8 protein-coding genes are annotated in these 12,300 nt (G+C 67.0%); 6 read left to right on the top strand and 2 right to left on the bottom strand.

The window, feature by feature from the left end; all coding sequences use genetic code 11:
• Nucleotides 1–272: 272 nt before the first annotated feature.
• Both AB1281_RS02620 and grxC read right to left on the bottom strand, forming a co-directional pair.
• A complete protein-coding gene (locus tag AB1281_RS02620; protein WP_032129080.1) occupies nt 273–665 on the bottom strand; it encodes a carboxymuconolactone decarboxylase family protein in 393 nt (130 codons plus the stop codon).
• Entirely contained in the window at nt 662–952 is a 291-nt protein-coding gene (gene grxC, locus AB1281_RS02615) for a glutaredoxin 3 (protein ID WP_004154541.1), read from the bottom strand. The genes AB1281_RS02620 and grxC overlap by 4 nt, the downstream gene beginning before the upstream one ends.
• An 88-nt stretch (nt 953–1,040) precedes the next feature.
• Here grxC and AB1281_RS02610 point away from each other — a divergent pair, with 88 nt between their 5' ends.
• The 6 genes from AB1281_RS02610 to AB1281_RS02585 all read left to right on the top strand — a co-directional run bounded on the left by AB1281_RS02610 (nt 1,041) and on the right by AB1281_RS02585 (nt 12,179).
• The gene (locus AB1281_RS02610; protein WP_430344984.1) at nt 1,041–2,741 is read left to right on the top strand and encodes a M48 family metalloprotease; all 1,701 of its coding nucleotides are present in this window, start codon (nt 1,041–1,043) and stop codon (nt 2,739–2,741) included.
• Between the two features lie 116 nt (nt 2,742–2,857).
• Nucleotides 2,858–3,547 (top strand): phosphate regulon transcriptional regulator PhoB, encoded by a 690-nt coding sequence (phoB, locus tag AB1281_RS02605; protein ID WP_005408258.1) that lies wholly within the window; start codon nt 2,858–2,860, stop codon nt 3,545–3,547.
• A 106-nt stretch (nt 3,548–3,653) separates the two neighbouring features.
• Entirely contained in the window at nt 3,654–4,985 is a 1,332-nt protein-coding gene (phoR, locus tag AB1281_RS02600; protein WP_005415460.1) for a phosphate regulon sensor histidine kinase PhoR, read from the top strand.
• Between the two features lie 4 nt (nt 4,986–4,989).
• Nucleotides 4,990–7,077: a polyphosphate kinase 1 gene (gene ppk1, locus AB1281_RS02595; protein ID WP_430344983.1), complete on the top strand. Its 2,088-nt coding sequence runs from the start codon at nt 4,990–4,992 to the stop codon at nt 7,075–7,077.
• Between the two features lie 315 nt (nt 7,078–7,392).
• Complete coding sequence (gene ppx / locus AB1281_RS02590) at nt 7,393–8,919, top strand: exopolyphosphatase (RefSeq protein ID WP_049446703.1); 1,527 nt, start codon at nt 7,393–7,395, stop codon at nt 8,917–8,919.
• Nucleotides 8,920–9,236: 317 nt separating this feature from the next.
• Complete coding sequence (locus AB1281_RS02585; RefSeq protein ID WP_430344982.1) at nt 9,237–12,179, top strand: TonB-dependent receptor domain-containing protein; 2,943 nt, start codon at nt 9,237–9,239, stop codon at nt 12,177–12,179.
• The last annotated feature ends 121 nt before the right edge of the window (nt 12,180–12,300 follow it).

Here is a 12,300-nt window from a genome sequence, read left to right as displayed (position 1 = left end):
GAAACGCCGGCGCAAAGGAAGTTTCACCGGCAATTATGCCTTAGCCGGGGCCGGCTACCCAAGTAGACCATGGTCCTGACCCCGGCAAAGGCATAATTGCCCGCGCATTCTTCCTCTACCCCCGCCTGTCGGCGCGCCCCTTCAACAAGAAGGGGCTCCTGGGCTGTTGGATTGAGGGGAAAGCCTCTCGCACGTTCGGTAGTGCCGGCCGCTGGCTGGCAACCCCGGCCATGTCGGGTTCAGGGGATGCCGGCCAGCGGCCGGCACTACCCTCAATGCGCGTGCGCTTCCGGGGCGGCGGCGCCGCCTTCGAGCTGGTCGAGGAAGTCGACCGCGCGGCGCAGGTGCGGGATCACGATGGAACCGCCGACCACCAGGCCGACCGAGAAGGTCTCGAAGAACTCCTCGCGGGTCACGCCGGCGTCCTTGCACTGGGCCACGTGGTAGCTGATGCAGTCGTCGCAGCGCAGCACCATCGAGGCCACCAGGCCCAGCAGTTCCTTGGTCTTCACGTCCAGCGCGCCGGCCTGGTAGGTCTGCGTGTCCAGCGCGAAGAAGCGGCGCACCACCTGGTTCGGCTCACCCAGGATCCGCTCGTTCATGCGCTTGCGGAACTCGGTGAACTCGGCGATGCGGTCCTTGCTGCCGTCGTCGGCCGCGCTCATGCCTGGCCCTGCCCGGCCAGCAGCGGCTCGAGCTTGCCTTCACGGTGCAGGGCCATCATGTCGTCGTAGCCGCCGACATGGACGTCGCCGACGAAGATCTGCGGCACGCTGGTGCGGCGGGTCAGCGCCATCATCTTCTCGCGCTCGGCCGGGTCCAGGTCGATGCGGACCTCGGTCCACTGCTGGCCCTTGCTCTTCAGGAAGTTCTTGGCGGCCACGCAGTACGGGCAGACGGCGGTGGAATAGATGGTGATGGCGGGGGCACCGCCGGCGGTCTGGGCTGTCACGGGAAACTCCACGATGGATCGACGGTCTACATATGGTACCGGTGCGCTGGAATTTCCACGCCACGGCCGCAACACTGTGGATTAACGAATGGTTGCCCCCTGCCCTGCCACGCTTGGCGCGCCCCGCCCGAGGAACTCCTGCTTGCGAGCCCTGCTGCTGACTACCGCCGTCACCCTGGCCCTGGCCATGCCGCTGGCCCAGGCCCAGGAGAAGCTGCCCGACATCGGCTCCTCGGCCGGCGAGCTGCTGACCCCGGCCCGCCAGGCCGAGTACGGCGCGATGATGCTGCGCGAGCTGCGCAACTACGGCTACCTGCTGGAAGATCCGCTGGTCAACGACTGGCTGCAGACCATGGGCACCCGGCTCGGCTCCAACAGTGACCAGCCGCGGCAGCCATACACCTTCTTCGTGATGAACGACCGCCAGATCAACGCGTTCGCCACGCTGGGCGGCTACATCGGGGTCAACGCCGGACTGGTGCTGACCGCCGAGCGCGAGGACGAGGTCGCGGCGGTGCTGTCCCACGAAATCGCCCACGTCACCCAGCAGCATGTGCTGCGCGGTGTCGAACGCGCCCAGCGCGACCAGATCCCGATCCTGCTGGGCATGCTGGCGGCGGTGGTGGCCGCCCAGGCCAGCAACAGCACGTCGTCCGGCAACGCGACGATGGCCGCGATCAGCTCGGGCATGGGCCTGATGCAGCAACGGCAGATCAACTACACCCGGTCCAACGAGTCCGAGGCCGACCGCCTCGGCATCCGCACCCTGTCGCGCAGCGGCTACGACGTGGATGCCATGGCCGGCTTCTTCGAACGGATGTCGGCGGCCATGCGTGGCAACGAGGGGGGCTACAGCGTGCCCGAGTTCCTGCGCACCCACCCGGTCAACATCACCCGCATCAGCGAGGCCAAGGCCCGCGCCGAGCAGATGAAGAAGGATACGGTGCTGCTGACCACCAGCACCCCCACCGGCGAGCGCAAGGAGCGGGTGGACCCGGCCGATCCCAGCCTCGGCGAGCCGCTGCTGCGCGGCAACAACCCGCTGCTGCCCAGCAGTGTGCTGCGCCTGCCGATCGGCCAGCTCAACCGTGGCGCCAGCGGCGACTTCGACTGGGCGCGTGAGCGCCTGCGCGTGCTCAGCGCGGATTCCACCCCCGAGCTGGAACGCGAGTATGCCGACCTGGCCAAGCGGCAGAAGGACGGTCTCAACGATGCGCAGCGTTATGGCCAGGCACTGGCCGTCATGCGCGGTGGCCGCGCCGGCGCCGGCCAGGCCCGGCAGACCCTGGCCGGCCTGCTCCAGACCCATCCCGGCAACCTGTGGCTGGCGCTGGGCCTGGGCGAAGCGGAGTCGCGGGCGGGCCAGACCGCCCAGGCCAACAGCCGCTTCGAGCAGCTGCTGCGCGAACACCCCAACAGCCGCCCGGTGGCACTGACCTATGCCGAGATCCTGAACGAACAGGGCAACCGCGAGGCCGGCCAGCGCGCGCAGGCGATGCTGCGCCCCCTGTTGTCGCAAAGCGGTAACGATCCGGTCTTCCAGCAGCGCTTTGCCCGCGCCAGCGAGCTGGCCGGCGACAGCGTACGTGCCAGCGAGGCCTATGCCGAGGCGGCCTTCCTCAGCGGGCGGCCGGAACAGGCGCTGATGCAGCTGCAGGCGCTCAAGCGCAATCCGGCGCTGGATTACATCGGCCGCGCGCGGGTCGACGCCCGCATCGAATCGATCACCCCGACCGTGCTGGAGCTGCGCCGCCAGGGCGTGCAGGACCCGGACCTGGACCGCCGCTGAGCGCTGCATGACCGGCCGATGGCAATCCAGGCCGGTTCCGGCCGGGTAGTCACAAACATGTCATCAAACCGTAGTCTACTGGCACCACTCCAGTAACCGAGCCCTACGGTGTCCTCGTGCAGAAACGCATCCTGATCGTCGATGACGAGCCCGCGATCCGTGAAATGGTCGCCTTCGCCCTTCGCAAGGGCGATTACGAACCGGTCCACGCCGGCGATGCCCGGGAGGCCCAGACCGCGATCGCCGACCGCGTTCCGGACCTGATCCTGCTGGACTGGATGCTGCCCGGCACCAGCGGCCTGGACCTGGCCCGCCGCTGGCGCAAGGAAACGCTGACCCGCGAAGTGCCGATCATCATGCTGACCGCCCGTGGCGAAGAGAACGACCGCGTCGGTGGCCTTGAAGCCGGCGTCGACGACTACGTGGTCAAGCCGTTCTCGGCGCGCGAACTGCTGGCCCGCATCCGTGCGGTCATGCGCCGCGCCCGCGAGGATGACGAGGACGGCAGCGTGGCGGTCGGCCCGATCCGCATCGACGGTGCCGCGCACCGCGTGTTCGCCAACGACCAGCCGGTGCCGATCGGCCCGACCGAATACCGCCTGCTGCACTTCTTCATGACCCACCCGGAACGCGTCTATACCCGCGCGCAGCTGCTGGACCATGTGTGGGGCGGCAGCGTGTACGTGGAGGAGCGCACCATCGACGTGCACATCCGCCGCCTGCGCAAGACGCTGGAACCGTTCAACGCCGAGAACATGGTGCAGACCGTGCGCGGCGCCGGGTACCGCTTCTCTACTGCCACCTGAGTCTCGTCGTGCCGGCACCGCGCACCTGCGGGTGCCGGTGCCGGCAACTCTGCTATAACCCTCGGTTCACCCCAGTGAACCGCCGCACCTCAACGACGAGACCGCAATGCCCCGCCACATCCGCTCTGCCTGGTTGAAGACCCTGGCCACCGTTGCCGCGGTACTGCTGTTCGCCGGACTGGTGGGGTGGTTCACGGGCCATCTGTGGTTGTGCATCGCGTTGGGCGCGCTGGCCACCCTGGCCTGGCATTACTGGCGCCTGCGCAGCGTGCTGCGCCGGCTGACCGCACGCCAGCGCTGGGACACCGCCGAAGAAGGCACCGGCGTCTGGAACGAACTGGACCGCCTGCTGTATCGCAACCAGGTGGAAATGCGCGTGCGCAAGCGGCGCCTGCTGGACATGCTGCGCAGCTACCGCGCAGCCGCCGCCGCACTGCCCGATGCGGTGGTGGTGCTGGACCGCAACAGCCAGCGCGTGCAGTGGTTCAACGAAGCGGCCACCGCCCTGCTCGGCCTGCATCATCCCGGCGACCTCGGCGAAGCCCTGGTCGAACGCCTGCAGCCGATGCCGCTGGCCCACTGGCTGGCCGGGGGCCGCAACGCCGAACCGATCCTGGACGTGCCTTCGCCGGTCGACCCGGCGATCCGCCTGAACCTGCGCCTGATTCCCTATTCGTCGGATTACTGGCTGCTGATCGCCCGCGACGTCAGCAAACTGCTGCGCCTGGAACAGGTGCGCCGCGACTTCGTGGCCAACGTTTCACACGAACTGCGCACGCCGCTCACCGTTGTCCACGGCTACCTGGACATGATGGACCCGGAGGATTTCCCGGGAACCGGACCGATGCTGGAAGAAATGCGCAAGCAGAGCCAGCGCATGGCCCAGCTGGTGGAAGACCTGCTGACGCTGTCGCGCCTCGAATCGCAGGAACACAGCGAGGAAGAGACCGTGGCCATGCAGCCGATGCTGGCGACGCTGCGCCGCGAGGCCGAGGCGCACAGCCAGGGCCGCCACCAGATCAGCATCGACGACCTCGCCGGTGTCGACCTGCAGGGTTCGACCAAGGAACTGCACAGCGCCTTCTCCAACCTGGTCACCAACGCGGTGCGCTACACCCCGGCCGGGGGCCGCATCGCGGTGGAGTTCCGCCGCGAAGGCGACGGCGCGGTGCTGGCGGTGCGCGATTCCGGCTACGGCATCCCGGCCACCCACCTGCCGCGCCTGACCGAACGTTTCTACCGTGTGTCCAGCAGCCGCTCGCGCGAGAGCGGCGGCACCGGGCTGGGCCTGTCCATCGTCAAGCACATCCTCGGCCTGCATCACGCACGGCTGGAGATTGAAAGCGAAGTCGGCAAGGGCTCGGTGTTCTCCTGCCATTTCGATGCCGACCACGTGCGCCCGCGCGAGTCCGCCCCCCTGACCTCCATCGAAGAATGACGCCATGAGCAGCCTCGGATCCCTCCCCCTCCCCGTGAGCCCGGACAACGATCCGTTGCGCGACCCGGCGCTGTACATCAACCGCGAGCTTTCGCAGCTGGATTTCAACTTCCGCGTGCTGGCGCAGGCGATGGACCCTCAGGTGCCGCTGCTGGAGCGCCTGCGCTTCATGTGCATCTCCTGCACCAACCTCGACGAGTTCTTCGAGATCCGCGCCGCTGCCGTGCGCCACGCGCAGGAATTCGGCCTGCCGCCGGCGCCGGACGGCATGAGCCCGCAGACCATCCTCAACGCCATCCATGACCGCGCTGCGGAACTGGTGGACCAGCAGTACCGCTGCTGGAACGAGACACTGCGCCCGGCGCTGATGGACGCCGGCATCGGCGTGCTCGGCCGCCATTCCTGGACCGACCGTCAGAAGCGCTGGCTGCGTGCGTACTTCCGCAACGAGATCATGCCGGTGCTGTCGCCGCTGGGCCTGGACCCGGTGCACCCGTTCCCGAAGATCCTCAACAAGTCGCTGAACATCGTGGTGGTGCTGAAGGGCACCGACGCGTTCGGCCGCGCCGGCCACCTGGCCATCGTGCGTGCCCCTCGCTCGCTGCCGCGCATCATCCAGCTGCCGGAGAAGCTCGGCGGGACGCAGAACTTCGTGTTCCTGTCCTCGGTGCTGTCGACCTTCGTCGATGAGCTGTTCCCGGGCATGGAAGTCCAGGGCGCCTACCAGTTCCGCGTCACCCGCAACTCCGAGCTGGTGGTGGACGAGGAGGAAGTGGAGAACCTGGCGCTGGCACTGCGCGACGAGCTGGTCGACCGCGGCTACCGGCCGGCGGTGCGGCTGGAGATCGCCCACGACATGCCGCGCGAGATCGTGCGCACCCTGCTGCAGAATTTCGGCCTGACCGAGAACGCGGTGTATCGCATCGATGGCCCGGTCAACCTCAACCGCATCATCCAGCTGTACGACCTGATCGCGCAGCCGGACCTGAAGTACCCGCCGATGACCCCGCGCACGCTGCGCGACAGTGACGGCATCTTCGAGACCACGGCGCGCCAGGACCTGCTGCTGCACCACCCGTTCGATGCCTTCACTGCGGTGCTGGACCTGATCCGGCAGGCGGCGATCGACCCCAACGTGCTGGCGATCAAGCAGACCCTGTACCGCACCGGCAAGGATTCGCTGATCGTCGATGCACTGATCCAAGCCGCGCGCAACGGCAAGGACGTGACCGTGGTGGTCGAACTGCGCGCGCGCTTCGACGAAGAAGCCAACCTCGGCCTGGCCGATCGCCTGCAGGAGGCCGGCGTGCAGGTGGTGTACGGCGTGGTCGGCTACAAGACCCACGCCAAGATGCTGCTGATCGTGCGCCGCGAGGGCCGCAAGCTGCGCCGCTACGTGCACCTGGGCACCGGCAACTATCACAGCGGCACCGCCCGCGCGTACACCGACATCAGCCTGATCACCGCCGATGCGGACATCGGCAACGACGTGCACCTGCTGTTCCAGCAGCTGTCCGGGCTGGCCTCGAAGATGAAGCTCAAGCGCCTGCTGCAGTCGCCCTTCACCCTGCACACCGGCATCCTCGGCCGCATCGAGCGCGAGACGCGCATCGCCGCCGCCGGCCGCCCGGCGCGGATCATCGCCAAGATGAACGCATTGAACGAACCGCAGGTGGTGCGCGCGCTGTACGCCGCCTCGCAGGCCGGCGTGCAGATCGACCTGATCATCCGTGGCGCCTGCACCCTGCGCCCGGGCGTGCCGGGCGTGTCGGACAACATCCGTGTGCGCTCGATCGTCGGCCGCTTCCTGGAGCACAGCCGCGTCTACTGGTTCGGCAACGACGGCGCACCGGAAATGTACTGCGCCAGTGCAGACTGGCTGGAACGCAACCTGCTGCGCCGGGTCGAGACCTGCTTCCCGATCCTCGACCCGGAACTGGCCAAGCGGGTGTACCGCGAGGTCCTGCAGAACTACCTGGACGACAACCTCAACGCCTGGGAACTGGACGCCGACGGCGTCTACCACAAGCGTGCGCCGGCGCACGACGAAGCCCCGCATTCGGCACAGATGGCGTTGATGCAGGGTCTGTAACCCGGTGTGTCGACCAAGGTCGACACCTACCAGGAGCGGTAGGCACCCACCATCAGGTCGCAGAGAACTGTCGAAGGCGGGGTGGGTCCGGTTGAGGGGGCGTGAGCCGCATGGATGCGGCGACCGAGCTTACATGGACGTACTTGCAGCGTCCCCCTCAACCGGACCCACCCCGCCATCCCACGGATAGCCCGCTGTTGCTGTTGCCGTTGCTCTGGCCTCTGCGGGTGCAGGGCGCAGCCCTGCCGCACTCCCCTACAAAATGTGAAGGCCGCGCGGTGACGAGTACACCGCCCCTTCGGCTAACATTCGTCCATGCCGCATACCACCACGACTCCGCCCGCATTGCAGGATGGCGACCTGCTGGCCGCCATCGACCTTGGCTCCAACAGTTTCCACATGGTCATCGCGCGCTACACGCTAGGCCAGCTGCGGGTGATCGACCGCCTGCGCGAGACCGTGCGCATGGCCGATGGGCTGGATGGCAAGGGTGGACTCTCCGCCGCAGCCCGCCAGCGCGCGCTGGAATGCCTGGCCCGCTTCGGCCAGCGCATCCGCAATGTGCCGCCGCACCGGGTGCGCGCCCTGGCCACCAACACCGTGCGCCAGCTGCGCTCGCCGCAATCGTTCCTGGTCCCGGCCGAAACCGCACTGGGGCATGCCATCGAAGTGGTCAGCGGCCGCGAAGAAGCGCGCCTGATCTACCTGGGCGTGGCCCACGCGCAACCGCCCAAGCCCGGCCAGCGCCGGCTTGTGATCGACATCGGTGGCGGCTCCACTGAATTCATCATCGGCATGGGCATGCAGACCCTGGAGCGCGAAAGCCTGCAGGCCGGTTGCATCGCCAGCACCCGGCGCTTCTTCCCCGGCGGCAAGCTGAGCAAGAAGCGCTGGAAGGACGCGCTGGCCGAGATCGGCCGCGAGTTCCAGCCCTTCGCCAGCAAGTACCGCGCGCTGGGCTGGCAGGAAGCGCTGGGGTCTTCGGGCACGCACAAGGCGATCAGCGAGATCTGCGCGACGATGAAGCTGAGCAAGGGCGCGATCACCGCCGAGGCCCTGCCGCAGCTGCGCGATGAACTGCTGAAGGCCAAGAAGATCGACGACATCCAGTTGCCGGGCCTGTCCAGCGACCGCCGCCCGATCATCGCCGGCGGCATCCTGGTGCTGGAAGCGGCGTTCCAGGCGCTGGGCCTGCAGAAGCTGCTGGTCAGCAAGGCGGCGATGCGCGAAGGCATCCTGTATGACATCGTTGGCCGCGCCGGCGAGAACGACCTGCGTGATGAATCGGTGGCTGCGCTCAGCCAGCGCTATGGCATCGATACGGTGCAGGCCGACCGCGTGCAGGACACCGCCCTGTCACTGCTGGAGCAGGTGCAGGAACGCTGGAGGCTCGATGCCGACGATGCGCGCATGCTCGGCTGGGCCGCGCGCCTGCACGAGCTGGGCCTGATGATCGCGCACAGCGGCTACCACGTGCATGGCAGCTATGTGCTGGAACACTCGGATATCGCCGGCTTCTCGCGCCAGGAGCAGCAGATGCTGGCGGCACTGGTGCGCAGCCACCGCCGCAGCGTGACCAAGACCGCTTTCGACGCCCTACCCGAACGCCTGCTGCTGACCGCACGCCGGCTGGCGGCTCTGCTGCGCCTGGCGGTGCTGCTCAACCGCGCGCATGAGGACGACCCGCTGCCGGCGCTGGAACTGACCGCCGACGACAACCGGCTGTCGCTGATCGTGCCGCAGGCTTTCATCGATGCCCGTCCGCTGCTGCGCGCCGACCTGATCGGCGAGACCGACGGGATCGCCGGGCTGGGCATCCAGTTCCGTCCGTTCGTGGCCTGAATACGCTGTCCCCTGTTGTCCACAGGACAGCAGGGGTGACGCACTTCGCACCCCTACTTTGCGCAGTCTGGCGGTTTTTTGTGCTGCTTCGCAACACAACGGCGCGGGGCGGGGAGTCGTGACCATCACGTAAGCGCCTGCTTTTGTTCACGTTTCGTGAAGGGGAGCGGTGAGCTGTGACATAAATGGATACGAACCCTTTACAGAGCATTAACTAACGAGACTACTATCGGGTCACCGGCTCGGTCATCGACCCTGCTGGCTCCTTCGACGCCCACTTTGGCGTCTTGTGCACGACCTGAGAGAGAGAGCTCGCCATGACTTCACGCACCACCGCACTGGGGCAGGCCATCCGCTACGCCCTGGCTACCACCGCAGCGCTGGCCGCCCTGCCCGCGTTTGCCCAGGACGGCAGCAGCGCCACTCCCACCAACCTCGATCGCATCGAGATCACCGGCTCGCGCATCCGCCAGGTGGACGTGGAAACCGCCCAGCCGGTGTTCGCGATCACCCGTACGGCCATCGAGCAGCAGGGCTTCAGCTCGGTCGCCGACATCCTGCAGAACGTCACCGCGATGGGCAGCCCGGCGATCAGCCGCGCCAACGCGCTGACCGCCGGTGAGAACGCGGGTGGTTCGTATATCGACATGCGCAACCTGGGCACCCAGCGCACGCTGGTGCTGATCAACGGCAAGCGCCTGGGCATCAGCACCTCGGGTTACCAGGACATCTCCACGATTCCGGTCTCGGCGGTGGAGCGCATCGAAGTGCTGAAGGATGGCGCGTCGGCCATCTACGGTTCCGATGCCATGTCCGGCGTGGTGAACATCATCACCCGCTCGAATGTCACCGGTGTGACCGCCAACGTCTACCACGGCCAGTTCAGCCAGGGCGACGGCGCGCGCGACCGCTTCGATGTGGTGGCAGGCTGGAGCAATGACCGCATCTCGCTGACCGTCGCGGCCGAACATGCCGAAGAAAAGGCGGTGTGGGCCAAGGACCGCGGCTTCAGCGCCTACGGCCTGACCGACCGCCATGCCGACAACCTGACCAACTGGACCACCATCAGCCAGTACGGCCAGTTCACCGGCCTGAAGGGTCGCCCGGGCTGCACCAACGCGAAGGACGGCTGCAACTACTCGCTCAACCGTGGTGCCGACCCGACCAATCCGGCCAACTACCACATCACCGATCCGTCGGCGTTCACCGGCGACGTCAGCAACGCCAACGAGCAGATGCACCTGAACTTCCCGCTCAAGCGTGATTCGGTGTACTTCGACGGCCGCTTCAAGATCACCGACAACGTCAACTTCCGCACCGAGCTGGGCTACAACAAGCGCAAGGCCGTGCGCCAGATCGCCGGCTACCCGCTGCAGTCGAGCACCGCAGGCGTGGGTTCGATGTCGATCGACAGCTACTTCAATCCGTTCGGCCGCCAGCACGGCTACGCCACCCCGACCGCCGTGGCCTGGAACCGCCGCACCTGGGAAGTGCCGCGCGTGACCACCAGCGAGCTGAAGACCTACCGCGCGGTGGCCTCGTTCGACGGTTCGTTCGAGATCGGCAGCCGCTTCTTCGACTGGGAAGCGGGCTACCAGTACAACCGCAACGAGCTGGAAACCATCGCCACCGGCAACCTGCACAAGGCGCGCGTCGCCGGCGGCGTCGGCCCGTCGTTCTACAATGCGGCCACCGGCAAGGTCCAGTGCGGCACCGCTGCCGCGCCGATCTCCTATGACGTGTGCAAGCCGTGGAACCCGCTGGTGCCTTACGGCACGATCGATCCGAACGGCATCGATGGCAACGCCGACCTGCAGGCCTGGCTGTTCCCGCCGGAAGTCACCACCGGCAAGACCACCAGCAAGAACTTCTTCGCCAACATCGCCGGTTCCATCGTGACCCTGCCGGCTGGCGACCTGGGCTTCGCCTTCGGCGTGGAAAGCCGCAAGGAAACCGGTGAGTACCGTCCGGATCCGCTGGCGCAGGCCGGCGCCACCACCAACCTGGCCGCAGGCCCGACCGGTGGCGGCTACAAGGTCAACGAGGCGTACCTGGAAATCAACGTGCCGGTGCTGGCGGACCTGCCGGGCGCGAAGGAACTGACCTTCAACGGTGCCACCCGCTTCTCCGACTACGACACCTTCGGCAACACGCTCAACAGCAAGTTCGGCTTCAAGTGGAAGCCGTTCGACCAGCTGCTGGTCCGTGGTACCTGGGCCGAGGGCTTCCGCGCCCCGACCATCAGCGATCTGTACGGTGGTGGCTCGCAGACCTTCGCCCAGTTCAGCGATCCCTGCGACGTGCAGTTCGGCTCGTCGCGCACCAGCGCAGAAGTCCGCGCCCGCTGCGCCCGTGACATCGCCAACGCTGCAACCTTCCGCCAGCTGCGCCAGGGCAACCAGCCGGTCGCCACCTCCGTCGATGCGACGCCGGTGCCGTTCGTGTCGGGCTCCAACCCGACCCTGACCCCGGAAACCTCGACCAGCAAGACGCTGGGCCTGGTCTGGAGCCCGAGCTTCATCAAGAACTTCAACGCCTCGCTGGACTGGTGGAAGATCCGCATCGACAACACCATCGTTGCCGACAGCCCGACCCAGATCCTGATCGACTGCTACGAGCAGGGCATCGACGCACGTTGCCAGCGCTTCACCCGTGACAAGTCGACCGGCCCGACCGCCGGCATCGTCGATACCCTGCAGTTCGGCAGCCGCAATGCCGGCTTCATGGAAACCGAAGGCTACGACCTGGACCTGAACTACCGCCTGGACACCAGCGTCGGCAAGTTCAACGCCGGCTGGGCCACCACCTATGTCAGCAAGAGCGAGTTCCGCTCGACCAACGACAGCACGGTGGTGCCGACCGTCTCCAACGGCATCGGCAGCAACTTCCGCGTCCGTTCGAACCTGGTGCTGGGCTGGGACCTGGGCAACTTCGGCGTCAGCTGGACCGCGCGTTACTACTCCGGCGTGAAGGAGCAGTGCGTGGACATCCGCGCCTATCCGGACGAGTGCTCCGATCCGGGCGTGTACGCCCCGTGGTACAAGGGCGCACGCAACTACAACGAGCGTGGTTCGGTCACCTTCCACGACGTGCAGTTCCGCTACTCGCTGCCGTGGGATGCCACTGTCTCGGTCGGTGCCAACAACGTGTTCGAGAAGACCGGCCCGATCATGTACACCAAGCCGAACTCGGCCTTCTCGTACTACGGTGGCTACGACATCGGCCGCTTCGTCTACATGAAGTACCAGCAGCGCTTCTGATCCATCGCGCTGTGACGTGAAGCACGATGACCACGGCCCTTCGGGGCCGTGGTTTTTTTTGTGAGCGCCGGCCTCCATACGGTGGCTGGCGCCGCCGTCATCTGATGGTCGCAAAGCGGTC

Origin of the sequence: Stenotrophomonas sp. NRRL B-14846 (genome assembly GCF_050473585.1) — a bacterium.
Taxonomy (GTDB): Bacteria; Pseudomonadota; Gammaproteobacteria; order Xanthomonadales; family Xanthomonadaceae; genus Stenotrophomonas.
The sequence above is the reverse complement of the archived record's forward strand: the minus strand, read 5'-3'. Positions and strand labels throughout refer to the sequence as shown.

What these genes read in the sequence shown, in the direction of transcription:
- ppk1 (WP_430344983.1), top strand. Translation starts at nt 4,990, where the DNA reads ATGAGCAGCCTCGGATCCCTCCCCCTCCCCGTGAGCCCGGACAACGAT.
- AB1281_RS02620 (WP_032129080.1), bottom strand. Translation starts at nt 665, where the DNA reads ATGAGCGCGGCCGACGACGGCAGCAAGGACCGCATCGCCGAGTTCACC.
- phoR (WP_005415460.1), top strand. Translation starts at nt 3,654, where the DNA reads ATGCCCCGCCACATCCGCTCTGCCTGGTTGAAGACCCTGGCCACCGTT.
- ppx (WP_049446703.1), top strand. Translation starts at nt 7,393, where the DNA reads ATGCCGCATACCACCACGACTCCGCCCGCATTGCAGGATGGCGACCTG.
- AB1281_RS02585 (WP_430344982.1), top strand. Translation starts at nt 9,237, where the DNA reads ATGACTTCACGCACCACCGCACTGGGGCAGGCCATCCGCTACGCCCTG.
- AB1281_RS02610 (WP_430344984.1), top strand. Translation starts at nt 1,041, where the DNA reads ATGGTTGCCCCCTGCCCTGCCACGCTTGGCGCGCCCCGCCCGAGGAAC.